The sequence below is a fragment of the Anaerocolumna jejuensis DSM 15929 genome (assembly GCF_900142215.1).
Taxonomy (GTDB): Bacteria; Bacillota; Clostridia; order Lachnospirales; family Lachnospiraceae; genus Anaerocolumna; species Anaerocolumna jejuensis.
Map to the genome: position 1 here is coordinate 35,848 of NZ_FRAC01000012.1, position 21,949 is coordinate 57,796.

The 21,949-nt window shown below is 45.1% G+C and carries 23 protein-coding genes; 19 read left to right on the forward strand and 4 right to left on the reverse strand.

Annotation, left to right across the window (positions count from 1 at the left end; translation table 11 throughout):
* Positions 1-17 precede the first annotated feature (17 nt).
* The 17 genes from BUB77_RS12505 (at position 18) to cobI (ending at position 16,385) form a co-directional block, all read left to right on the forward strand.
* Positions 18-1,067: a pyridoxal phosphate-dependent aminotransferase gene (locus BUB77_RS12505; protein ID WP_073276376.1), complete on the forward strand. Its 1,050-nt coding sequence runs from the start codon at positions 18-20 to the stop codon at positions 1,065-1,067.
* Positions 1,055-1,699: a precorrin-8X methylmutase gene (locus tag BUB77_RS12510; RefSeq protein ID WP_073276378.1), complete on the forward strand. Its 645-nt coding sequence runs from the start codon at positions 1,055-1,057 to the stop codon at positions 1,697-1,699. Before BUB77_RS12505 ends, BUB77_RS12510 begins: the two co-directional genes overlap by 13 nt.
* 209 nt (positions 1,700-1,908) lie before the next feature.
* Entirely contained in the window at positions 1,909-3,030 is a 1,122-nt protein-coding gene (gene cbiD, locus BUB77_RS12515; RefSeq protein ID WP_073276380.1) for a cobalt-precorrin-5B (C(1))-methyltransferase CbiD, read from the forward strand.
* Positions 3,031-3,032: 2 nt separating this feature from the next.
* The gene (cobM, locus tag BUB77_RS12520; protein ID WP_073276382.1) at positions 3,033-3,791 is read left to right on the forward strand and encodes a precorrin-4 C(11)-methyltransferase; all 759 of its coding nucleotides are present in this window, start codon (positions 3,033-3,035) and stop codon (positions 3,789-3,791) included.
* On the forward strand, positions 3,788-4,888 hold the full coding sequence (locus tag BUB77_RS12525; RefSeq protein ID WP_073276384.1) for a cobalt-precorrin 5A hydrolase: 1,101 nt from the start codon (positions 3,788-3,790) through the stop codon (positions 4,886-4,888). The genes cobM and BUB77_RS12525 overlap by 4 nt, the downstream gene beginning before the upstream one ends.
* Positions 4,878-5,609 carry a precorrin-3B C(17)-methyltransferase gene (gene cobJ, locus BUB77_RS12530; protein ID WP_073276386.1) on the forward strand — a complete coding sequence of 244 codons (732 nt, stop codon included), beginning with the start codon at positions 4,878-4,880 and terminating at the stop codon, positions 5,607-5,609. The genes BUB77_RS12525 and cobJ overlap by 11 nt, the downstream gene beginning before the upstream one ends.
* Entirely contained in the window at positions 5,606-7,636 is a 2,031-nt protein-coding gene (locus tag BUB77_RS12535) for a bifunctional cobalt-precorrin-7 (C(5))-methyltransferase/cobalt-precorrin-6B (C(15))-methyltransferase (RefSeq protein ID WP_073276388.1), read from the forward strand. The genes cobJ and BUB77_RS12535 overlap by 4 nt, the downstream gene beginning before the upstream one ends.
* Before the next feature lie 2 nt (positions 7,637-7,638).
* On the forward strand, positions 7,639-9,195 hold the full coding sequence (locus BUB77_RS12540; protein ID WP_073276390.1) for a cobyrinic acid a,c-diamide synthase CobB: 1,557 nt from the start codon (positions 7,639-7,641) through the stop codon (positions 9,193-9,195).
* Positions 9,164-9,955: a cobalt ECF transporter T component CbiQ gene (gene cbiQ / locus BUB77_RS12545; protein WP_073276392.1), complete on the forward strand. Its 792-nt coding sequence runs from the start codon at positions 9,164-9,166 to the stop codon at positions 9,953-9,955. Before BUB77_RS12540 ends, cbiQ begins: the two co-directional genes overlap by 32 nt.
* The gene (locus BUB77_RS12550) at positions 9,956-10,777 is read left to right on the forward strand and encodes an energy-coupling factor ABC transporter ATP-binding protein (protein ID WP_073276394.1); all 822 of its coding nucleotides are present in this window, start codon (positions 9,956-9,958) and stop codon (positions 10,775-10,777) included.
* A gap of 56 nt (positions 10,778-10,833) precedes the next feature.
* Positions 10,834-11,592, forward strand: coding sequence for an energy-coupling factor ABC transporter permease (locus BUB77_RS12555; protein WP_073276396.1), 759 nt, complete (start codon positions 10,834-10,836; stop codon positions 11,590-11,592).
* Entirely contained in the window at positions 11,585-11,911 is a 327-nt protein-coding gene (locus BUB77_RS12560; protein WP_073276398.1) for an energy-coupling factor ABC transporter substrate-binding protein, read from the forward strand. The genes BUB77_RS12555 and BUB77_RS12560 overlap by 8 nt, the downstream gene beginning before the upstream one ends.
* A gap of 208 nt (positions 11,912-12,119) precedes the next feature.
* Positions 12,120-12,899 (forward strand): sirohydrochlorin cobaltochelatase, encoded by a 780-nt coding sequence (locus BUB77_RS12565; protein WP_073276400.1) that lies wholly within the window; start codon positions 12,120-12,122, stop codon positions 12,897-12,899.
* A gap of 3 nt (positions 12,900-12,902) precedes the next feature.
* Positions 12,903-13,862 carry an ABC transporter substrate-binding protein gene (locus BUB77_RS12570; protein ID WP_073276402.1) on the forward strand — a complete coding sequence of 320 codons (960 nt, stop codon included), beginning with the start codon at positions 12,903-12,905 and terminating at the stop codon, positions 13,860-13,862.
* On the forward strand, positions 13,849-14,856 hold the full coding sequence (locus tag BUB77_RS12575) for a FecCD family ABC transporter permease (RefSeq protein WP_073276404.1): 1,008 nt from the start codon (positions 13,849-13,851) through the stop codon (positions 14,854-14,856). The genes BUB77_RS12570 and BUB77_RS12575 overlap by 14 nt, the downstream gene beginning before the upstream one ends.
* Complete coding sequence (locus BUB77_RS12580) at positions 14,849-15,610, forward strand: ABC transporter ATP-binding protein (RefSeq protein WP_073276406.1); 762 nt, start codon at positions 14,849-14,851, stop codon at positions 15,608-15,610. The genes BUB77_RS12575 and BUB77_RS12580 overlap by 8 nt, the downstream gene beginning before the upstream one ends.
* Positions 15,611-15,686: 76 nt before the next feature.
* A complete protein-coding gene (gene cobI / locus BUB77_RS12585; protein WP_073276408.1) occupies positions 15,687-16,385 on the forward strand; it encodes a precorrin-2 C(20)-methyltransferase in 699 nt (232 codons plus the stop codon).
* A gap of 164 nt (positions 16,386-16,549) precedes the next feature.
* Here cobI and BUB77_RS12590 read toward each other — a convergent pair whose 3' ends face one another.
* Genes BUB77_RS12590 through BUB77_RS12600 form a run of 3 tightly spaced genes read right to left on the reverse strand, consistent with a single transcriptional unit; the run spans position 16,550 to position 19,178 of the window.
* Positions 16,550-16,855, reverse strand: a complete 306-nt coding sequence (locus BUB77_RS12590; RefSeq protein ID WP_073276410.1) for a 2Fe-2S iron-sulfur cluster-binding protein — start codon at positions 16,853-16,855, stop codon at positions 16,550-16,552.
* A 21-nt stretch (positions 16,856-16,876) separates the two neighbouring features.
* Positions 16,877-18,703, reverse strand: coding sequence for an FAD-dependent oxidoreductase (locus BUB77_RS12595; protein ID WP_073276412.1), 1,827 nt, complete (start codon positions 18,701-18,703; stop codon positions 16,877-16,879).
* Complete coding sequence (locus BUB77_RS12600) at positions 18,690-19,178, reverse strand: L-2-amino-thiazoline-4-carboxylic acid hydrolase (RefSeq protein WP_073276414.1); 489 nt, start codon at positions 19,176-19,178, stop codon at positions 18,690-18,692. The genes BUB77_RS12595 and BUB77_RS12600 overlap by 14 nt, the downstream gene beginning before the upstream one ends.
* Positions 19,179-19,362: 184 nt before the next feature.
* Here BUB77_RS12600 and BUB77_RS12605 point away from each other — a divergent pair, with 184 nt between their 5' ends.
* Positions 19,363-19,824, forward strand: coding sequence for a MarR family winged helix-turn-helix transcriptional regulator (locus BUB77_RS12605; RefSeq protein WP_073276416.1), 462 nt, complete (start codon positions 19,363-19,365; stop codon positions 19,822-19,824).
* Positions 19,825-19,939: 115 nt separating this feature from the next.
* On the opposite strand, the gene BUB77_RS12610 is transcribed toward BUB77_RS12605, so the two are convergent.
* On the reverse strand, positions 19,940-20,707 hold the full coding sequence (locus BUB77_RS12610; protein WP_073276418.1) for a GntR family transcriptional regulator: 768 nt from the start codon (positions 20,705-20,707) through the stop codon (positions 19,940-19,942).
* Positions 20,708-21,059: 352 nt separating this feature from the next.
* On the opposite strand from BUB77_RS12610, the gene udp reads away from it, so the two are divergent.
* Positions 21,060-21,836: a uridine phosphorylase gene (gene udp, locus BUB77_RS12615; RefSeq protein ID WP_073276420.1), complete on the forward strand. Its 777-nt coding sequence runs from the start codon at positions 21,060-21,062 to the stop codon at positions 21,834-21,836.
* The last annotated feature ends 113 nt before the right edge of the window (positions 21,837-21,949 follow it).

The following is a 21,949-nucleotide window of genomic DNA, read 5'->3' on the forward strand; positions in this document are numbered from 1 at the left end:
AGGTGAGGAACTAGAGTATGCGTCATGGCGGAGATATCTACCGGAATAAAGTAAAGATGGATTTTTCAGTAAACGTGAATCCCCTGGGGATACCGGATTCCGTGAAAAGGGCCTTAATCGAAGCTGTCGGAGAGTGCAGTAAATACCCGGACATAAAGGCAGAGGAGCTTACAAAGAGCGTAGCCGGGATGGCAGGTGTCAGTGAGGATTCCCTCCTTTTTGGAAACGGTGCGTCGGAATTATTTATGGCTATTGTACATGCCGTAAAGCCTGAGCGGATTGTAATACCGGTGCCCTCCTTCTACGGGTATGAATGGACGGCCGCCTCTACCGGAGCAGAGGTCGTCTACTATGAAATGAAAGAAGAGCATCAATTTAGCCTGAAGGAAGGAATCAAAGAATTCCTTACGGATGAAACAGACCTGCTCTTCCTGGCAAATCCCAACAATCCGGTGGGAAATATGATAGAGGCTTCCCTCCTGGAGGAAATGGCAGAGCACTGTAAAGAGAAAGGAATTCTCATTGTTCTGGATGAGTGTTTTCTGGAATTTACAGGGGAGGAAGGAAGTCGCAGCTTTAAAAATAAACTGGCGGAGTATCCTAACGTAATTGTTGTGCGGGCCTTTACCAAGATATTTGCTATACCGGGAGTAAGGCTTGGGTATCTCTTATGCGGAAATCAGGAGTTAAAGAATGACATCAAGAGGCAGCTGCCGGAATGGAACCTGTCTGTTTTTGCTCAGGCAGCCGGCAGGGCAGCCTGTGAGGAAGGAGAATATCTGAAGGAAACCGTAAGCCTTGTAAAGGAGGAACGGGAGTACCTGGCAGGAGAATTGAGGCAGGCGGGCATCAGGGTATATCCTTCCAGGGCCGATTATCTGCTGTTAAAGACAGGCTGGCTCCTTTATGAAAGGCTTCTTGACAAAGAAATATTAATCAGAGACTGCAGTAATTTCAGGGGATTGGGAAAGGATTTTTACCGGATAGCCGTAAAGGCCCATTCTGAGAATGAACTGCTGATAAAAACGATAAAAGAGATGGAGGAAGCGAAAGAATGCAGGAAATAGAATTTGTGCTTCCGGAAGAGATTGAAAAGAGAAGCTTTGAAATCATCACGGCAGAGCTGAAGGAGAGGAATATCCTATTAAAACCGGAGCAGGAGATGGTTACAAAGCGGGTTATCCATACCAGTGCGGATTTTGATTATGCAGAGACTCTTGCCTTTTCACAGGGTGCCGTGGAAAAGGCCAGGGAATTGATTCAAAAGGGCGCAGACATCGTGACAGATACCAATATGGCCCTGGCGGGAATCAATAAGAACGTATTGGCTCGCTTTGGGGGAGAGGCTCATTGCTTTATGGCAGAAAAGGAGGTGGGTGAGCTGGCAAAGCAAAATCACTCCACCAGAGCCACAGTCAGCATGGAGATGGCAGCAAAAATAGAAAAGCCGGTGCTATTTGCTATTGGGAATGCACCAACCGCACTGCTCAAGCTCTATGAAATGATAAAAGAAGGGACCTACTATCCGGCTTTTATTATCGGTGTCCCCGTTGGTTTTGTAAATGTGGTACAGGCAAAGGAATTGATTTTGTCAACTGAGATACCCTCCATCATAAACCGGGGCAGAAAGGGTGGAAGCAATGTGGCAGCAGCAATTGTAAATGCCATACTTTATGATCTTGAAAGAGGAGGGTCATAATCATATTTTAAGACTATTAAATTCGACTATGTATAGTACCGCAGACCAGTCTGCGGCATGCAATGGGAGCAAGTGTGAAAAAAAAACACTTTCACACAGAAGAAGTTTGTGATGCCATAAAGCGGCATTATGCCGGGAAGAGTGAAAACGAAATCTTTTACTCCCCCTGATTTAGTATGCGTGCTAAAGCACGCAGATGGGAGCCTAATATGAGATATGGCTTTACCACCGGAAGCTGTGCAGCGGCAGCGGCAAAGGCAGCGGCCTATATGCTGCTTACCGGAAAAGAGAAAAAGACAATTATAATTGATACGCCCAAAGGAATTCCCTTTCAGGCTGAGGTGGAAGAGATTACAAGGACGGAAGCCATGGTTTGTTGTGCCGTCAGAAAAGACAGCGGAGATGACCCGGATGTGACGAATGGAACTCTGGTATTTGCCACAGTTCTATTGTCAGATAGGACAGAGGGAGAGGAAGGCGGAAAAATACTAATCGACGGTGGCGTTGGAGTAGGAAGAGTAACAAAGCCCGGATTAGACCAGCCAGTTGGCAATGCCGCCATCAATCATGTGCCAAGGGAGATGATTGTAAAGGAAGTGACGGAAATCTGTGAGCTAACGGATTACAAAGGCACGTTAAAAGTGGTAATTTCTGTCCCGGAGGGCGAAAGGCTGGCGGAGCAGACCTTTAATCCAAGGCTTGGAATAACCGGCGGTATATCTATTCTTGGGACCACCGGAATTGTAGAGCCCATGAGCAGCCAGGCCTTACTCGATACCATACGGGTGGAGTTGAATGTAAAAAGGGCAGAAGGCTGTAAGGCTGTTGCAGTGGCGCCGGGAAATTACGGACAGGCCTTTATGAAAGAGGCATACCAGTACGAGCTTGACAAAAGTATCAAGTGCAGTAATTTCATAGGAAATACCATTGATATGGCAATAGAAGCGGGCTTTGAAGAGCTGCTTTTGACCGGACATATCGGGAAATTAATCAAGCTTTCCGGTGGGATGATGAATACTCATTCCAGGGAAGGGGACTGCCGGATGGAGCTTATGGCAGCGGCCGGAATACAGGCCGGAATTGATGCGGCAGCTGCAAAGGCAATCCTTGGCTGTGTCACAACGGAAGAAGCAGTCAGGATTTTGGAAAGAAGTGGAAGCCTTAGTGAGACCATGGCTGTTATTATGGAGAAAGCCAGCTTTCATCTGAACAAACGGGCGGATAGAAAGCTTCATATAGAATGTATTATGTATGCAAATGAATGCGGAGAGCTTGTAAGGAGCGCCGGAGCAGCGGAACTGTTACAGAAAATAAAAAAGGCGGGAGAGTAGAAATGGTTTATTTTGTAGGAGCCGGAACCGGAGCAGCGGATTTGATTACGGTAAGAGGAAGGAAGCTGTTGGAAAAGGCAGATGTGGTCATTTATGCAGGCTCTCTTGTTAATCCGGAGCTTTTGAATTATACCGGGAAGGCCTGCTGTATCCATAACAGTGCCAGGATGACCCTGGAGGAAGTAATAGAAGTGATAACACAGGCCGAGGGAGAAGGGAAGACAACCGTACGCCTTCACACGGGGGACCCTAGTATCTATGGTGCAGTCAGAGAACAGATGGATATTTTGGAGAGCCTTGGAATAGCTTATGAAAGCTGCCCTGGAGTAAGTGCCTGCTTTGGAGCTGCTGCTTCCCTGAATTTAGAATATACGCTGCCGGGAATTTCCCAAAGTCTGATTATTACAAGAATGGAAGGGAAGACAGCCGTACCGGAGGCAGAGAGTATTGAAAGCCTGGCAGCACATAAGGCTTCCATGGCAATTTATTTAAGCACCGGTATGCTCCGGGAGCTAAGGGACAGGCTGGTAAAGGGGGGGTATTCTCCGGATACGCCGGCAGCCATTGTTTACAAGGCCACCTGGCCGGAGGAAGAGGCTTACCTTTGCACCATCAGCACCCTGGATGAAACAGCAAAAGCCCATAATATAACAAAGACAGCCTTGATTCTGGTAGGAGCTGCCATAGCTCATCAGAATTATAAGCGTTCCAGATTATATGCGCCGGACTTTGAAACGGAATACCGGGGGAAGAGGGTATGAAGCTTCGTATAGTTAGCTTTACCAGAAGGGGTATGGAGCTTTCCCGGAGGGTCGGGGAAGCTCTGAAAGAGGAAAGAGAGACAGATTTATTTACTAAGTTCGGAGGCTTTTCAGAAAGGGAATATAAAGAGAAGCCGGAAAGCACGGATAAAGTATGTGAACACAGAATGGCAGTCCGTATCATAGAAAACCTGTCCAGGTGGACCGGGGAACAGTTTGAGGAAGGGAATGCAGTGTTATTTATCGGAGCCTGCGGAATCGCTGTCCGTACCATTGCACCTTTTGTGAAGGATAAGCTTTCCGATTCACCGGTTCTGGTAATGGATGAGGCAGGGAGCTTTGTTATTCCCATATTATCCGGCCATTACGGCGGTGCCAACGAGCTGGCGGAAGAAATTGCGGAAAAGCTGGGCGGGACGGCAGTCCTCACAACAGCTTCGGACGTAAATGGGCTTTTTGCAGTGGATGTGTTTGCCAGAAAGAATGAGCTTGCCATCTGCAACCGAAAAGGAATCGCCAAAGTAGCTTCTGCTGTTTTAAATCAGGAGACGGTGACAGCAGCGGTTGCAGGTGAATATAGGGGGAAGGTGCCGGAGGAGCTGACCCTTGTCCCCTATCCTGTAACGCAGCGGGTATCCTTTCTTGTCTCTCCCTTCCTGGCAGATGCAGAATATGCGGACCTGCAGCTATGTCCCAAGGCTTATGTGGTGGGAATTGGCTGTAAGCGCGGAAAGGCCCTGAAGGAGATAGAAGAAGTAGTCGGCAGGCAGTTGGAGCAGGCCGGTATAAGGCTGGAAGCGGTAGCAGCCCTGGCCTCCATTGACAGGAAGAAGGGGGAGGAAGGACTGGTCCGGTATGCCGAAAAATACAGGCTGCCCTTTATGACCTTTTCCAGTGAAGTCTTAAGGGAAATTACCGGAGAATTTACCACCTCTTCCTTTGTGGAGGAACAGGTAGGAGTTGACAATGTATGTGAGCGTTCTGCCATGGCAGCCTGTAAGGAGGGTGGAAGCTTACTATTATCAAAATACGCAGAAAACGGGATTACAGTTGCAATAGCAAAAAGGAAATGGAGTGTGGCTTTTGATGAAGCATAATATTTATGTAGTCGGAATGGGTCCGGGAACAGAGGATATGATGACCTTTCAAGCAGTGAGGGCTCTGGAGGACAGTGATGTTATCATCGGATACCCCGTGTACCTGAACCTGTTGGGAGAGCGTTTTTCCGGAAAGGAATTCTTATCCACACCGATGCGTAAGGAAGTGGAGCGCTGCCAAATGTGCTTTGAGGAAGCAGAAAAAGGAAAAAAGGTGGCAATGCTATGCAGCGGAGATGCGGGAGTCTATGGAATGGCCTCCTTACTGTATGAAATCGGAAAGGAATATCCGGATTGCGAGCTTACCGTCATTCCGGGAATTACGGCAGCCAACAGCGGCGCTGCCTGCCTTGGAGCTCCCCTGAACCATGATTATTGTGTTATAAGCCTCAGTGATTTACTGACACCCTGGGAGCAGATAGAGAAAAGGCTTAGAGCGGCAGCCATCGGAGATTTTTCCATTGCACTCTATAACCCTTCCAGCCATAAGAGAGGGGATTATCTAAAAAAAGCCTGTGAGATTTTGCTGGAACAGATAGAGGAAGAGAGAGCCTGCGGGTATGTGGAGAACATCGGAAGGGAAGGAACCAAAACGGTTACCTGTACCTTAAAGGAACTGAAAGAGAAGCAGGTAAACATGTTCACAACAGTATTTATCGGTAATTCCAGGACAGAGCTTATCAAAGAAAAACTGGTGGCAAAAAGAGGATATCATTTATGAAGCAGATACTGATTTATTCAGGAACAACAGAAGGGCGGAGGCTGGCGGAAGTTCTATGCAGAAACGGCATTCGCTGTACGGCCTGTGTAGCCACGGAATATGGGGAAATGGTCATGGAAAGGCTGGAAGGACTGGAGGGACTTACAGTCCGGCAGGGCAGAATGACCGCTATGGAAATGAAGGATTTTCTTACACAGGGAGATTACCTTGCGGTGGTAGATGCTACCCATCCCTTTGCGACGGTTGTTTCCGAAAATATCAGGGACAGCATGGCGGGAAGCGGAATACCATATCTGCGTTTAAAACGGGATACGAAATCAATGTTCTCCCATGAGAAGAATATATCCTGTTATCCAACCAGTCAGGCATGTGCGGAGGCCTTAAAGGAGACTGCCGGAAATATCCTGCTTACCACAGGAAGCAAGGAGCTGGCTGTATACAGCAGAATAGCGGAGCTGAAAGGACGTTTATATGTGAGAGTACTGCCGGGGCTGGAGAGTATATCCCTTTGCTATGAGAACGGAATAACCGGAAAGCAGATAATTGCCATGCAGGGCCCTTTCTCCGTGGAAATGAATGAAGCAATCCTGAAACAATTTGATATCAGCTGTCTGGTAACCAAGGAAAGCGGAAGCACCGGAGGATTCTTTGAAAAAATACAGGCAGCAGGGAAGAACAGAACCAAGGTAATGGTAATCGGAAATCCCGAAGGGGCAGGGGGCTTAACAGATAATGAAGTCTACACGGAATTGGAGAAGCTGACGGGGAAGGCTCTTTTAGAGGAAGAGAAAATGCAGATTTCCTTCATTGGTATGGGAATGGGAAGCCTGAAGCTCCTGACAAGGGAAGCGGAAGAAAAGTTGAAGGAAGCGGATTTTATAATCGGTGCCAGGAGACTTTTGGAAGGGATTCCCTGGCAGAAGGAGAAGATCCCTTATTATCTGGCACAGGATATTATTCCATATCTGAAGGAAAGTAAGGGGAAGCGGGCTGCAATTCTCTTTTCCGGCGATACCGGCTTTTACAGCGGGGCTGAAAAGCTTTATGAAGCATTAAAGAACGAGACAGAGGAGGGAGGTCTGAGAGCAGAAGTAAGCATTTATCCCGGCATTTCCTCCGTTGCTTATCTGGCGGCAAGGCTTCATACAAGCTGGCAGGAAGCAGAGATTGTAAGTATCCATGGAAGAGCTGCCAATGTGCTGGAGGCAGTCAGGGAAAATAAAAAGACCTTCCTTTTGGTATCGGGGGTGGCGGATATGAGAGCCATTGGAAATATGCTGCTAACAGCAGGAATGGAAGAGGTAGGAATATCTGCCGGATACCAGCTTTCCTATCCGGAAGAGAAGATTTTGACTCTAACTCCCGGGGAATGTCTGACTCTTGAGGAGGAAGGCTTATATGTCTGCCTTCTTGAGAATGAAAGGGCGGAAAGGCGAAGGCTGACCCATGGTCTGCCCGATGAAGCCTTTCTAAGAGGAAAGGTGCCTATGACCAAGGAGGAAGTTAGGGAGGTATCCGTCTGTAAGCTGGGGTTAACAAAAGAAGCTGTTCTTTATGATGTGGGCAGCGGTACCGGCTCGATTGCGGTAGAGTGTGCCAGGTTATCGGATGGGATTCAGGTATTTGCCATCGAAAAGAAGAAAGAGGCAGCAGAGCTTATAGAAGAAAACCGCTCACAGTACGGCCTTTCCAACCTGACGCTCGTAAGGGGAGAAGCACCGGAGGCATTAAACGGCCTGCCGGCACCTACCCACGTATTTATCGGAGGCAGCAGCGGGAATATGAAGGAGATACTGGCGGTATTGTATCAGAAGAATCCCAAAGCTCGTATCGTTGTCAATGCCATTACCCTGGAAACCGTCGGCGAAGTAACAGGGCTCTTAAAAACCATGCCGGTTGAAAAGGAAGAGGTTATACAGATACAGGTCTCAAGGGCGAAGGCGGCAGGAGGCTATCATTTGATGCAGGCAGAGAACCCGGTGTATATCCTGTCCTTTTTCTTCACAAAGGACGGAAAGGATGAGTGAAAATGAAGGTGCCAAGAATTATGATTGCTGCGGTAAGCAGCGGCAGCGGAAAGACTCTTCTGACCTGTGCGCTTCTTCAGGTCCTGTCAGACCTTGGGAAAAGGACAGCTGCTTTTAAATGTGGTCCGGATTATATTGACCCCATGTTTCATCAAAAGATTATCGGAGTGCCGTCAAAAAATCTGGATACCTTCTTTACCAGTGAAGACACCACCAGATACCTTTTTTTAGAGGGAGCCAGGGATAAGGATATTTCTGTTATCGAAGGTGTTATGGGGCTTTATGACGGGTTGGGAGGAATAAAGGAAGAAGCCTCCTCCTATCATCTGGCAAGGGTAACGAAAACACCCATTATCCTGGTAATTGATGCCCATGGTATGGGGAGGTCGGTAATTCCCCTGATCAGCGGATTCTTACAGTTTGACAGGGAGCGTCTGATACGGGGAGTTCTGCTGAATGGTATTTCAAAGGCATTTTATGAGACCATTAAGCCGGAAATAGAAGGGCAGCTGCCGGTATCCGTACTTGGATATTTCCCAAGGCAAAAGGACATCCATTTGGAAAGCCGGCATCTGGGACTTAAGCTGCCGGAAGAGGTGGAAGGGCTAAAGGAAGAGGTAAAAGGGCTGGCGGCAGTCATGGCAGCCACAGCAGACATAGATATGCTCTGCAGGATTGCTTCACAGGCAGAGGAGCTTACGGCAAAAGAAGCAGTTATCCCAGTACGGACGGAAAAGGTACGGATTGGAATAGCACGGGATGAGGCTTTTTGCTTTTACTATGAGGATAATCTCAAGCTGCTCAGGCAGCATAATGCAGAGCTGGTTTTCTTCTCGCCCCTGCGGGATACGAGGCTTCCGGAGAATCTCCAGGGCATGGTTTTAGGGGGAGGATACCCGGAGCTTTATGGGAAGGCACTATCCGAAAATAAGAAAATGAAAGACAGCATCAACGAGGCTATCCGCCGGGGTATGCCCTCTATTGCAGAATGCGGTGGATTCCTATATCTGCATGAAGCGCTAAAGAACATAGAGGGGGAAACCTTCCCTATGGTTGGTGCGGTAAAGGGAAGCTGTTATTATACCGGAAAGCTGGTACGCTTCGGTTATATCGAGATAACTGCCAATACCGAGATAACTGCTAATACTGAGGTAATTGCTAATACTGAGATAACTGCCAATACCAAGAGGATTGCCAATATCGAGACGTTTGCCAATACCGAGACGATTGCCAATACCGAGACGATTGCCAATACCGAGACGATTGCCGATGCCAAGAGGATTGCCACTACCGAGCTGATTGCCAATACAGAAAGCTATCTGAAGGAAAACACCAAAATCAGAGGACATGAATTCCATTACTTTGACAGTGAGAATAACGGAAACTCCTGTGTGGCGCAAAAACCTGTGACAGGGAGGAGCTGGCAGTGTGTCCATGCAGGAAGGAATCACTGGTGGGGGTTCCCTCATTTATACTATTACTCAAATACTGAGTATGTCAGCCGTTTTTTAGAAAGGGCAAAAGAGTATGAAAAAAGCACACAGTCATGTATCCATTGATTACTATGCCTATATATCGGGCTTACGTAACTGGAATACCGTTTATAAGGTTATTTTTTCACTAGGGGCGCTGCTAACGGTAATAGCTGCTGACTCGATTCTGGTGTCCGCTGCAACCATGGTCTTTATGCTGTATCTGAATGTAGGCCGCGGAAGAATACCGTGCACGGATTATCTTAGATTATTATGGGTTCCCGCAGCCTTTATCCTGCTTGGAGGAGCAGCCATAATGATTCAGTTTGGAGATGGGAGGGGCAGCCTGTTTTCTATCCCGTTTTTCTGGACAAGGCTATTTATCACAAAGGACAGCCTGATACTTGCATTGGATACCGCATTAAAGGCATTTGCAGCAATCAGTGCATTTTATATGGTAACTCTTTCCACCCCCATGGGAGAAATCATCTCGGTGTTTCGTAAAGTCCATGTGCCGGGGCTGATTTTAGAACTGATGCATCTGATTTACCGCTATATATTCATCCTTTCCGATACCAACCGTGCACAGAAAGAAGCGGCAAAATCCAGAAACGGATACTGTGACCTTAAGACATCCTTTCGTACCTTTAGCGGGGAGATTGCCAATCTTTTTGTTATGTCTATGAAAAAAGCGGATATGTATTATGATGCCATGGAAGCCAGGGGCTATGATGGTGACTGCCGGTTCTGGGAAGAAAGAAAGGAACTGACAGGAGGGCAGCTGGTATACGGATTTTTGTATACGGCGCTGCTGATACTGATTTTTTACATAATTAGGAGAGGGTAAATGAAGGAAGAAATTCTGAAGGTAAGCGGGCTGTCATTTGCTTACGATAAAAGCCGGAGGGCCCTGGAGGATATTAATGTTTCGATATTTCAAAAAGAGAAAATTGCAGTGCTTGGTGCCAATGGGGCAGGAAAATCCACCTTCTTTCTCAATCTGAACGGAGTCCGGGAACCGGAATGCGGTGAAATCCGCTACAGGGGCGAGGTTATGGGAAAGAAGAACAGAAGCCAGCTAAGAAGGCATGTGGGAATTATCTTTCAGGACCCGGACAGCCAGATTATTGCTACTACGGTCAAGGCAGAGGTAGCCTTTGGCCCTATGAATATGAAGCTTGAAAGAGAAGAAGTAGAGAAGAGGACAATGGGTGCCATCAGGGAAATGAACCTTGAGGATTATATAATGAGACCGCCCCATTACCTGAGCGGCGGTGAGAAGAAGCGGGTCAGCATTGCGGACATTCTGGCAATGGACTGCGATATCATGATTTTTGACGAGCCTACGGCTTCTTTAGACCCGGTAAATGCACAGATGCTGGAAGAGGTGCTGAATAAAATGGAGCAGGAAGGAAGGACTATTCTTCTTTCCACCCATGACGTGGATTTTGCATACCGCTTTGCAGAAAGAGTATTGGTATTTAGTAAGGGCAGGCTGATAGGTGATGGTACGCCTCAGGAAATCTTTCAGAAGGAAGAACTGTTAAAAGAGGCAAATCTGAAAAAGCCTGTTTACTTAGAGCTATACGAATTATTGAGGAAAAAGGGCAAGGTGAAGGAATCGCCAGTCTATCCAAAGCAGTTAGCCGAGCTGGATTTACTTTTATAAGAGTGGCAGCAAATTTTATATTTGTTCCATATAAATTATGAAAAGAGGGAGTTTCAATGTCAAGAAAACAAAAAAAACTGATTGTAGTTCTGGGGATATTGTCCGTCATCTTCAGCATTACCCCAAGTGTCAATGCAATGCACATAATGGAAGGCTATCTTCCGCCGAAATACTGTATTGCATGGGGAATTTTATGTATTCCATTTTTAGCAGCGGGATTTCTGTCCATTAAAAAGAAATTACAGGAGAACAGAAAAAATATTACGCTGCTTGCCATGGCAGGAGCATTTATCTTTGTAATCTCTTCCCTGAAAATTCCATCTGTAACAGGAAGCTGTTCCCATATGACAGGAACAGGACTGGGAGCCATATTATTTGGAGCCAGCACCGTTAGTATTCTGGGGATTATCGTATTGCTGTTCCAGGCAATTCTCCTTGCCCACGGAGGACTTACAACACTGGGAGCCAATACCTTTTCCATGGCTATTGCAGGGCCGCTTTTAAGCTTTGGAATCTATACCCTGTGCAAGAAGTTAAAGGTAAATAAGTTCGTATCCATCTTTCTGGCAGCTTTTTTGGGAGATATCTTTACCTATTGTGTGACCAGCTTCCAGCTTGCCTTGAGCTATCCGTCCCCACAGGGCGGCGTAATGGCTTCCGTTGCAAAATTCCTTGGTGTATTTGCACCGACACAGCTTCCCCTTGCCATATTGGAAGGTATCCTGACAGTCCTTATTATTATGGCTCTGGAAAATTATGCACAGCCGGAATTAAAGTCCATTCATTTTATAAAGGAGGCAGAGGGAAATGACTAAGAAAAAAAGAACCGTAATCATATTAATATTAGTTGCAGTACTGATTGCATTAGTACCGTTATTTGCATTAAAGGGTGCCGAATTCGGGGGCTCTGATGATGCGGGAAGTGTTATGATCGAACAGATTACCGGAGGCTATGAGCCATGGTTTACACCTGTCCTGGAAACCATGATACACGGAGAGCTCCCGGGAGAAGTAGAAAGCCTCTTCTTCTGCCTTCAGACCGGTATTGGAGTTGGCATTATTGCTTTTATCATGGGACGCTTTGTAGAACGTAAAAAGTGGGCCAATGGTAAGACGAAAGAGTCAAATGTATAAGCTGTTTTTTGCAGCAGGAGGTATCCTTATTGACAGCGGTGTAAACCGGCTTGTATGATAGGAGCAGGGCTGAAAGAAAAAATATTGAAGGAAAGGATGCCAGCCAGCTTCTTTCAGCCTTTCATAATGGCAGTACCGTACAGAGTTATGGTAACTATCGAGGCAGTTTCGCAATAAAGCTTGCGAAAAGCAGGGTATTGGTATTAAAATGAATAAGGGAATTCTGATTGTAAGCTTTGGAACTACATATAAAGAAACCAGAGAGAAAAATATTGACAGGGTGGCGGAAGAAGTACAGGAGCAATTCCCTGGCTGGCAGGTCTATCAGGCATATTCCAGTAATATTGTAAGAAAAATTCTAAAAAACAGGGATAACCTGATTATCCCGGATACAAGGGAAGCACTGCTTCAGATGGCAGGGGACGGGATTACCCGGGCGGTGGTACTTCCCACGCATATTATCGATGGAATCGAAAATAGCAGAATGAAGCAGACCATTGAGGAATGCCGGGGGTTATTTACTAAGATCCAGACAGCAGGCGTTCTTATGGAGAAGGAAGACGACTACCGAAGGATTGCAAAAGGGCTTTGGGAGGAGATTAAGTCCCTCGCTTTCAATTCCCCAGTAATCTTAATGGGGCATGGCTCCGCTCATGAGGCAGACAGCTGCTATGGGAAGCTGGAAGAGGTACTGAGAAGCTATACCGGGAAAGAAATTTATATTGCTACAGTGGAAGGCAGTATTACCATTGATTCTGTGATAGATCGGCTGAACAGGCTTAAGAGGGAAGATAAAAGAGCTCTCTTACTGCCGTTTATGCTGGTAGCAGGGGACCATGCAATAAATGATATGGCAGGAGAAGAGGATTCTTTTGCCGCTAAGTTAAAAGCAGAGGGCTATGAAGTGCAATGCATCTTAAAAGGCCTTGGCGAGTATGAACATATCCGAAACATATATATTGAACATTTGAGAGAGGTTTTAGACTAAAATATGAAAAAAATAATGATAAAAGTACTACTTGTGATGACTGCCTGCCTGCTTTGCGGATGCGGGAAGGGAAAAGATAATTCAACCGGAAATACGGACCAGGATAGTAAGCAGACAACAAATCAGACAGAAGCAGTTACCTTTACCGATGACCTTGGAAATAAGATTACGGTAGATCATCCTAAGAAAACGGCAGTACTGACCGGCAGCTATGCAGATGCCTGGCAGCTGGCAGGAGGCGTGGCTGCTGCGGTTACTAAGGATGCAGGTGATACCATTAAAGTTACAAATGACATGGTTATTCTGGGAGATTTAAATCATCCCAATGTTGAAACCATGATTTCAGAGGGAATTGATTTTGCCATATTATCCGGTGCGATTTCCGACCAGGTGAAATTAAAGGACACCTTGGAAAAGGCAGGCATTCCCTCTGCATATTTTAAAGTGGAGACCTTTGAGGATTATGCAAGGATGATGAAAATACTCACCGATATCACAGGAAAAAAAGAGTTATACCAGAAAAATGTAGAAGATGTGAGTGCGGAAATTAAAAAGCAGACAGACAGGGCAGATGAAAGCCATAAGACAGTGCTGTTTTTAAGAGCTTTTTCCTCCGGGGTAAAGGCGCAGAACAGTGACAGCATGACCGGACATATGTTAAAGGACTTAGGCTGCATCAATATTGCAGACGATGAAAAAAGCTTATTGGATAACTTAAGTATGGAAGCCATTGTCCAAAAGGACCCGGATTATATCTTTGTGACTACCATGGGAGAATCCGAGGACGCTGCCATTGCCATGGTGGATGAGCTCCTGACTTCAAATCCGGCCTGGAACGGGCTTACTGCGGTAAAGGAGAAACACTACTATGTATTGCCTAAAGCACTGTTCCATACGAAGCCAAATGAGCGTTGGGGGGAAAGCTATCAGATATTAGCTGATTATTTGTATGGAAAGAAGTAAGCAGGAGAGAAGGACAAGAAAAAGAATAGGCATTATGTTTCTTTTGCTGCTGCTAATGATGGTTGCAGGAATCATGGGAGGTGCCGTAAAGGTATCTCTTCATGATTTCTGGAATCTGTTTGCAGGGAATGAGATAACAGCAGCCGGAAGAATAATACTGTATATCCGCCTTCCGAGAATGATCGGCGCCGTCATTGCCGGAATGGGGTTGTCGGTAGCCGGTGCCATCATACAGACAATACTGAACAATCCTCTTGCAGGCCCCAATATTATAGGAGTAAATTCAGGAGCCGGTTTTGCAGTTGTCCTATGCAGCGCCTTGCTTCCCAAAGCCTATCAGATACTGCCTTTTGCAGCCTTTGGGGGAGCCTTTCTTACCGTTATGTTCGTATATTACCTTGGAAAAAAGACGGGAGCCTCTCAAATGACACTGATACTGGCCGGAGTGGCAATCGGGAGCCTGCTGAATGGCGCAACGGATGCCCTGTATACCTTTCAGGAGGAATCTCTGCTGGCAAGCACGTCCTTTCGGATCGGAGGCTTAAGCGGTATCAATACATCTGTATTAACCTATGCCGGGGCTGTTGTGATAATTTCCCTTATTCTGGTGCTCTTATTCCACAATGAGCTGGAAGTCTTATCCTTAGGGGAAGAGACGGCAAGGACTCTTGGGCTTTCGGTTTCCGCTTACCGCTTTTTGTTTCTGGCCCTGGCTGCGGCACTGTCCGGTGCGGCAGTAAGCTTTGCGGGACTCCTGGGCTTTGTCGGATTGATTATTCCCCATATTGCAAGAATGCTGGTAGGGGAGGAAAGCAAATATTTCATTTCAGCCTCCGCTATTCTTGGGGCATTGTTCCTGCTGGTCTGTGATTACATTGCCAGAACCTGGTTCGCACCTTATGAACTTCCGGTGGGAATCATTTTATCCTTTGTAGGAGCCCCTTTTTTTGTATGGCTGCTATTTCACCGAAGAAAGAGGAGACAGAATGCTTAAGCTTGAGAATATTACAGCCGGTTATGAAAAAGTCCCGGTAATTCAGGGCATTAATATTGAATTTGAAAAAGGGAAGATAGCTGCCGTTATCGGACCAAACGGAAGCGGTAAAAGTACAATGCTGAAAGCAATCGTGAATCTTTGTGAAATCAGTCAGGGGACCGTATATCTGAAGGGAAGAAGAAAAGAAGATATGGGTAACCGTGAATTTGCCAAGCAGGTATCCTATTTGTCCCAGAGCCACACCTTGGGAGCAATCACCGTGGGAAGAATGGTCCTCCACGGTAGATTTCCCTATCTTTCCTATCCCAGGCGATACAGTAAGGAAGATTATGCATATTGTAAACGAGCCATGGAAAAGGTGGGAATACTACCGCTTCAGGATAAGAAATTGGAGGAGCTTTCCGGCGGGCAAAGACAGAAGGTCTACCTTGCTATGGCACTTGCGGGAGAAACGGATGTATTTTTATTGGATGAGCCCACTACCTATTTGGATATCCATTATCAGCTGGAGCTTTTGCAGCTGATGAAGCAGTTAAAGGAAGAAGGAAAAACAGTGGTTACCGTGCTGCATGATTTGGATTATGCCATGGATGTTTCTGATTCCATAGCTGTCATGAATCAGGGGAAAATCGTAAAAATAGGTACTCCGGAAGAAATTCAGGAAAGCCATGTAATTGATGAGGTCTTTCAGGTAAAAGCCCAAAGCTTTACGGACGAGGCAGGCAGAAAGCATTTTTATTTTGAAAAATAAAGAGATAAAAGCTTGAAATCTCATTAATTGCTTAAGCTATTTAATAGATAAAGAATTCAGAAAGGCTGAAACATAGATGGAAAGTATTTTGTATGGTATAGGAGTAGGTCCCGGTGACCCTGAACTGATGACATTAAAAGCATTGCGGTGTATCAGAGAGAGCAATGTTATTATTCTGCCTTCAAAGCCGAAGGAAGAATGCTACGCCTACCAAATTGTTAAAAAAGTATATCCGCAGATAGAGGAAAAGGAAATTGCATGTCTGCCTTTTCCGATGTTAAAGGATAAAGAAAAGCTTATGAAGGCTCACAATGAGATATATGACCGGATAGCGGGATATCTGGCGGAAGAAAAGAAGGTTGCTTTTCTTACCATAGGTGACCCCTGCGTATATTCCACCTACAGCTACATCCATACCAGAGTGGCGGAGAAGGGAGGAAGGGCAGTCATCATAAACGGAGTCCCATCCTTTTGTGCTGCATCTGCCGCATTGGGTATTTCCCTGGGTGATAACAAGGATGAAATACATATCATTCCCGCCTCCTATGATATACAGCATACCTTGGAGCTTAAGGGAACCAGAATTTATATGAAGGCTGGAGAAAAGCTGGCGGAACTAAAAAAAGCACTCCTGGAGCATGAGCCGGAAAAGTATGAGGTTTACGCAGTGTCTAACTGCGGTATGGACAACGAGAAGATAACTACAGGTATAAGCGAACTGGATGAAAAGAGTGGTTATCTTACGGTAGTGCTTGTAAAAGAGAAGAAGTTCTAACTGCCCATCATGCAATCAGATAAAATGCATAATGGGCAGTTATGGTTTTGATAGTTATGTCATTGGCATTCATGATTTTGGAATTCATGATTTTAGTATTCATAGTATTGGCAGTCATAGTTTTAAGTGACAGTTATTATTCTGATAGGTTAAACTCAAATAACTTATGGTTTTACAACAAGATCTCTTATAACCTTCTCGTTTATTGGTGTAATTTCAAGAGTTTCTTCTTCTGCGATTTCAGTGGAACAGGCCAGTTTTGCTATGCCGTTTACACGCAGGGCACACCTGCCGCATATACCATGGTCGCAGGCACCATGTTTAAAATAAGCAATCGTACTGTCTAAATTTTCACTGATATAGTCCAGTACATCCATTACGGTCCAGTTGGAAGCAGCGGGGACATTGTAGGAGTCAAAGCGGCTTTCTGAATCTGTCATTGGATTAAAACGATACAGTTTAATTTTCAAAATTTTCCCTCCCATCAGATCTTATCGAATGCTGGCATTTTTAAACCTTAATTTTTGTTTTATCATGAATTCCGGAATGTTCATTTCTGTTCCCTTTGGAATGGGAAGCTTTGTCACAACCGGTTTTCGTTTACTCATGATCATATGGTCTGGTCCCTGTTCTTCCAGAATACGAACGGACCAGCCGTCATTGTCTACCTGGGGATAATCGGAGCGCACATGGAAACCGCGGCTTTCACGCCGCATAAGTGCAGCGCGGATTCCGGCTTCCGTACAGGTCAGCATATTTTCAGCCTGTATGGCACATAGCCGTTCATAGTTATAGCTTGGCGATTTACACCGGGCTGCTAAAAAGGGAAGTTCACCATCCCGCAGCTGCTCAATTTCTGCTAATGCTCTGCTTAACCCTTCTTCATTGCGGATAGAGCCAAAGCCCCTGTCAGCTGCCTGATGGATTTTTTGAATAACTCCAAGGGGATTTACGCCGCTGCTGCGTTCAAGGGGTGCCTGAATTTTATCCAGCAGCTTCTGCAGCTGCCCGTCATCCACTGCCGGCTGGGCATTGGATTGGGCATACTGCGTCGCTGAACAGCCAGCCTTTACTCCCTGGACCATCATCTCGGTCGTTGCATCCGCCACACGGCATGCACCGAAAACACCGCTTCCGGCTTCTCCGGCCGCAAATAGTCCCGGCACTCTTGTAGCCATTGCTTCGTCAATTACAATCCCTCCCATAGAATATTCGGAGCAAAGAGCGAACTCAAGCTTCTTTTTTTCCAGCATCAGCTCTTTAAAATAAAATAGATTGTCACTGTGGTAATAACCGTATTTATAAAAATCTTTAAAATACTTGAGGGATTCCTGAAAGCCGAAATTAAGTATAAACTTTGGCAGCCTTGCAAGCTTTGAAAAATCCATATAAAGACCGCCGCTTTCGGTTCCCTTACCCATAGCCAGTCGGTTGGACCAATAGTAATTGAAAATAACCTTGTCAAGCTCGCTTCCCTTTGCCATTTTACGCATTTGCGGCGGAATCTTAACCGGGCTGCCTTCACAATCAACCGTATCAATTGGAATACCGGAGGAATACAGAAGAAAGGGCAGGATGGAGCCCTTGCTGCTCTGGGGCTCCAGGGCTGTTGGAATAAACAGCAGGAATTCCATATCGGCAAGCTGTGCGCCGGCACGGTAAGCCATGGCAATGCCGTCTCCGGAAACCACATCGCTGTTGGTACTGGTCACTGAAAAGGGCTGGTATCCGCCTGTAGCGATTACTACGGATTTGGCATGAATCAGCACTGCCTGCCCGGTGTATACATGATATCCCACGGCACCTGAAATTTTGCCATCGCTTTTTAGCAAATCCACAATCATGATGTCTTCCAAAAGCTCAATGCCAGGTGTTTCTTTCATGCCCTGTAAAAGCGCCTTTCCCATTGCATGACCGGATAGCATCCAGCCTCCCGGCGAGAAAAATTTTTGCTTGATTTTCGCCTGCTCACCCCATTGGTAGCACTGATAAACAATATTGGGACTTTCCTCTACATACTGCTGCACAAGATTTTGCTCTGAAAGATAAAAGCTTTGTTTAACAATCTGCTCAAATAAATACTCTTTAGTAAAAGAGGCATCTGCCTTTTTGAAGCCGTAATCTTTAGCACTTTTCCCGTCCATCGAATAGGAACCGCCAATCATAATGGTATTCCCGCTGTTTCCCAGCTTTCCTTTGGAAATCAGTGTAACCCTAGCCCCTTGCTTTTTAGCGGATATGGCAGCCGTAATTCCAGCACCGCCTCCGCCAATGCAAAGCACATCGGTATGTACAATCTGTATATTATCTTTCTCCATCAGTTCTTTGCCCCTCTTTCAGCTGTACCCTGAAATCACATACCTGGTCACCATTGGTTTTACATTGTGAACGGTTAAGTACTAAACCAAAGCCATTAAAAAGAATGTGGTCAATTTCACAGTATAGGGCACCCATGGCTATCCCTTTTTCACCAAAACTTTTCCAGATATCGAACATCGGGCATTGTGTTATAAGCAGCGTATTTTCGGAATCATGCTCCCAGCCATTTGAGGGCATATCACGTACTTTCAGGTAGGTGTCAGGGGCATCCGGCGGCAGTCCCCTTTCTTTTGCTTCTTTTTTCATATCGGCAACTCGTTTTTCGGCAAAGTTCCTCAGGGATTCCTCTATTGCTGCTGTTCCTTTTTCTTCACCAAGATTTTCAATCAGTGCATCGGCAAGAAAATAATAGAGTTCTGCTGATAATTTTGCAAAACGGATTACCGGGTCTTCTGAACTTTTAATTGACATCATAACAGCTTCCTTTCCTTTTATTAGAATAAATCCGATTTTTATCATAAAACAAATAGTACGGATAGTCAATAGTCTATTTTATAAATAGTTTATGTATTGAAATATATTTTATTAAAACAAAATGATTTAAAAACAATCCATCCTGTGTTATAATTTTATTGTACGAAAAGGGAGGAGCTATACAATGCAGCCAGATAGTAATACAGAGCGTCTCTTAGAGCGCGTAAACCGGCTTTCACACCGGATTGTAAGATTGAATGAACAGTATGACGAAAATTCGTTTCATAGAATTAAAAATATGAGCAAAATAGAAATATCCGTTTTAAGTCTCCTTTGCGAAAATCCGCAGATGATTATGCGGGATATGAGTGAATGGCTTCAAGTATCAAAAAGTACCATGACAGGAGTCATCGATAAACTGGAAGAGTTGGGATTTTTGCGCCGGGTTATTAACAAGCAGGACCGCAGGTCCTACGCTCTTGAAATTACGGAAGAAGGGAAGCTTGCCCAACAGGAGCATTTAAGGTGGGAAAAGGATGCCTATCTGCAGTTTATCAAAGCAATGCAGATATGCGATATACCTGAAACTTATCTTGATCAGACTGAAAAGATTCTTGAATACTTTGAAAAGACTTGGGAAGTTTAAGAAAGCCAGGGAGGGCAGATTTTGGACAAAAGAGTAGCCGAAGGACATATATGCATATCCTGCGGCAAGTCTTAAAAAGGATAATCCTTCAGGAAGAGCGGATAAATAATATCTGCTAAATAGTTGAATTATTAAGAGTAAAATTAATATTAGTGGTATCCACCGGAATATAATGCTTTGTTACTGCTATCGGTATTTTTCTTTCGTCCAGCAGTGTTTCCTGTATCATTAAAAAATGCCCTTTTTCAGACAGGGTATATTTCTGGGCAGTAAAATTTCCGGCACCGGAAAAACGGATGTTAATGCGGGTGCTTTCCGATTTTTCATATAGATTTTTCTGGATAAAATTAAGAAAGCCCGCGTTGTCATTTAAATCAATCCCGTATTTTGAAATGGTCTCGATGGGTAAAAAGGAAAGAGAATAGGCAAATACCCGGCCGTCATTTTTATACCACCGGTCAGCAATCACAACGGCAGGTGTTTTTTGCTGGAGGGTTCTTGTTATGGATTCGGAAGGGGGCTCAATACGAAATTCCAGCTCTGTCTTTTCCGGAGTGACAGAGCACCAGTTATAAACAGGATGTCCGGTAAAGGGCTGTTCAAAGGTAATGTTGTTTTTAGCATCAATTATAAATGTTCCCTTACCTCTTGCGTTGCTGATTAAACCATCTTCCTTTAGCAGGGAAAGTGCCTGGCGAAGGGTCATGCGGCTTACCCCCATCATTCTGGCAAGTTCCGGTTCACTGGGAAGCTGGCTTCCCGGCGGAAATTCACCATTCATGATTTTAAGATAAAGGGCATCATATATTTTAACATATTTCAATTTTTTCTGTTTTTCTTCGGAGATATTAGTTCCTGATTCAATATTATCTTCTAAAATCATACTGTCTCCTTTGTCTAGACAAGTTTCTTCTATAAATGATCCGGCACTTTTAAGTATACCCTAAATACATTAGCCTGTCAAATAGTATAAAAATACAACAGATTTAAATCATCATCAGAATAATATGGTGAAAACATACAGATAATATCAAATAATATAATGGGTTTCGTATTAAATTCATAGAAAACCACAGGATTAACAGTTGACAATAAAGCCAGATAAATGGTATTATACAAGTATAAAATAATAGACATATTTGTCTGAATAAATAAGCTTTAAAATTGGAAAATGAATAACTATATGGTAAGGAATATGAAATCAAAGATTCATGTTCGCGAAAGGAGCCTTTAATATGAAATATGCAGAAGAAGGAATGCAATATCATCTTGCCATTAAAAAGGGAGATGTAGGAAGATATGTTATTCTTCCCGGAGACCCTAAGAGATGCGCCATGATTGCCCAATATTTTGATAATGCCAGTCTGGTGGCGGACAGCAGAGAGTTTGTTACGTATACGGGATATCTGGAAGGGGAAAAGGTGAGTGTAACCTCTACCGGTATCGGCGGACCCTCCGCTTCCATAGCAATGGAGGAACTTGTGAAGTGCGGTGCAGATACCTTTATTCGTGTAGGAACCTGCGGCGGCATGGATACGAAAGTAAAGGGCGGAGATATTGTAGTTGCTACCGGTGCCATCCGTATGGAAGGAACCAGTAAGGAATATGCACCCATTGAATTTCCGGCAGTGGCCGACATTGAGGTTACCAACGCTTTGATACAGGCAGCAAAGAACCTGGGGAATTCCTACCATGCTGGAATTGTAGAATGCAAGGACTCGTTTTATGGCCAGCATGAACCTGAAATAAAGCCGGTAAGCTATGAATTAATGAGCAAGTGGGAAGCCTGGCTTCGTCTGGGCTGCAAAGCTTCCGAAATGGAATCAGCCGCATTGTTTATTGTAGCAAGTTACCTGGGAGTTCGCTGCGGCTCTAATTTCCTGGTAGTCGCAAATCAGGAAAGAGAGAAATCAGGCCTCGATAATCCGGTTGTCCATGATACGGACGCAGCAGTTAAGGTTGGTGTGGAAGCGCTTAGAATTCTGATTAAGCAGGAACGAAAGCAGGATTAAAATAGGCTTAAGTATGTTCGATCAGTTAAGCTGACGGCTAAATAAAAAATGGCGGATAGCTGAGGTACCGTTGAGGAATCCAGTTATCCGCCGTTCTTATGAAGTAGTGGATG

Bases quoted from the DNA above. Each gene is read 5' to 3' on its own strand.
- BUB77_RS12505 (WP_073276376.1), top strand. From the start codon at position 18: ATGCGTCATGGCGGAGATATCTACCGGAATAAAGTAAAGATGGATTTT.
- BUB77_RS12510 (WP_073276378.1), top strand. From the start codon at position 1,055: ATGCAGGAAATAGAATTTGTGCTTCCGGAAGAGATTGAAAAGAGAAGC.
- cbiD (WP_073276380.1), top strand. From the start codon at position 1,909: ATGAGATATGGCTTTACCACCGGAAGCTGTGCAGCGGCAGCGGCAAAG.
- cobM (WP_073276382.1), top strand. From the start codon at position 3,033: ATGGTTTATTTTGTAGGAGCCGGAACCGGAGCAGCGGATTTGATTACG.
- BUB77_RS12525 (WP_073276384.1), top strand. From the start codon at position 3,788: ATGAAGCTTCGTATAGTTAGCTTTACCAGAAGGGGTATGGAGCTTTCC.
- cobJ (WP_073276386.1), top strand. From the start codon at position 4,878: ATGAAGCATAATATTTATGTAGTCGGAATGGGTCCGGGAACAGAGGAT.
- BUB77_RS12535 (WP_073276388.1), top strand. From the start codon at position 5,606: ATGAAGCAGATACTGATTTATTCAGGAACAACAGAAGGGCGGAGGCTG.
- BUB77_RS12540 (WP_073276390.1), top strand. From the start codon at position 7,639: ATGAAGGTGCCAAGAATTATGATTGCTGCGGTAAGCAGCGGCAGCGGA.
- cbiQ (WP_073276392.1), top strand. From the start codon at position 9,164: ATGAAAAAAGCACACAGTCATGTATCCATTGATTACTATGCCTATATA.
- BUB77_RS12550 (WP_073276394.1), top strand. From the start codon at position 9,956: ATGAAGGAAGAAATTCTGAAGGTAAGCGGGCTGTCATTTGCTTACGAT.
- BUB77_RS12555 (WP_073276396.1), top strand. From the start codon at position 10,834: ATGTCAAGAAAACAAAAAAAACTGATTGTAGTTCTGGGGATATTGTCC.
- BUB77_RS12560 (WP_073276398.1), top strand. From the start codon at position 11,585: ATGACTAAGAAAAAAAGAACCGTAATCATATTAATATTAGTTGCAGTA.
- BUB77_RS12565 (WP_073276400.1), top strand. From the start codon at position 12,120: ATGAATAAGGGAATTCTGATTGTAAGCTTTGGAACTACATATAAAGAA.
- BUB77_RS12570 (WP_073276402.1), top strand. From the start codon at position 12,903: ATGAAAAAAATAATGATAAAAGTACTACTTGTGATGACTGCCTGCCTG.
- BUB77_RS12575 (WP_073276404.1), top strand. From the start codon at position 13,849: ATGGAAAGAAGTAAGCAGGAGAGAAGGACAAGAAAAAGAATAGGCATT.
- BUB77_RS12580 (WP_073276406.1), top strand. From the start codon at position 14,849: ATGCTTAAGCTTGAGAATATTACAGCCGGTTATGAAAAAGTCCCGGTA.
- cobI (WP_073276408.1), top strand. From the start codon at position 15,687: ATGGAAAGTATTTTGTATGGTATAGGAGTAGGTCCCGGTGACCCTGAA.
- BUB77_RS12595 (WP_073276412.1), bottom strand. From the start codon at position 18,703: ATGGAGAAAGATAATATACAGATTGTACATACCGATGTGCTTTGCATT.
- BUB77_RS12600 (WP_073276414.1), bottom strand. From the start codon at position 19,178: ATGATGTCAATTAAAAGTTCAGAAGACCCGGTAATCCGTTTTGCAAAA.
- BUB77_RS12605 (WP_073276416.1), top strand. From the start codon at position 19,363: ATGCAGCCAGATAGTAATACAGAGCGTCTCTTAGAGCGCGTAAACCGG.
- BUB77_RS12610 (WP_073276418.1), bottom strand. From the start codon at position 20,707: ATGATTTTAGAAGATAATATTGAATCAGGAACTAATATCTCCGAAGAA.
- udp (WP_073276420.1), top strand. From the start codon at position 21,060: ATGAAATATGCAGAAGAAGGAATGCAATATCATCTTGCCATTAAAAAG.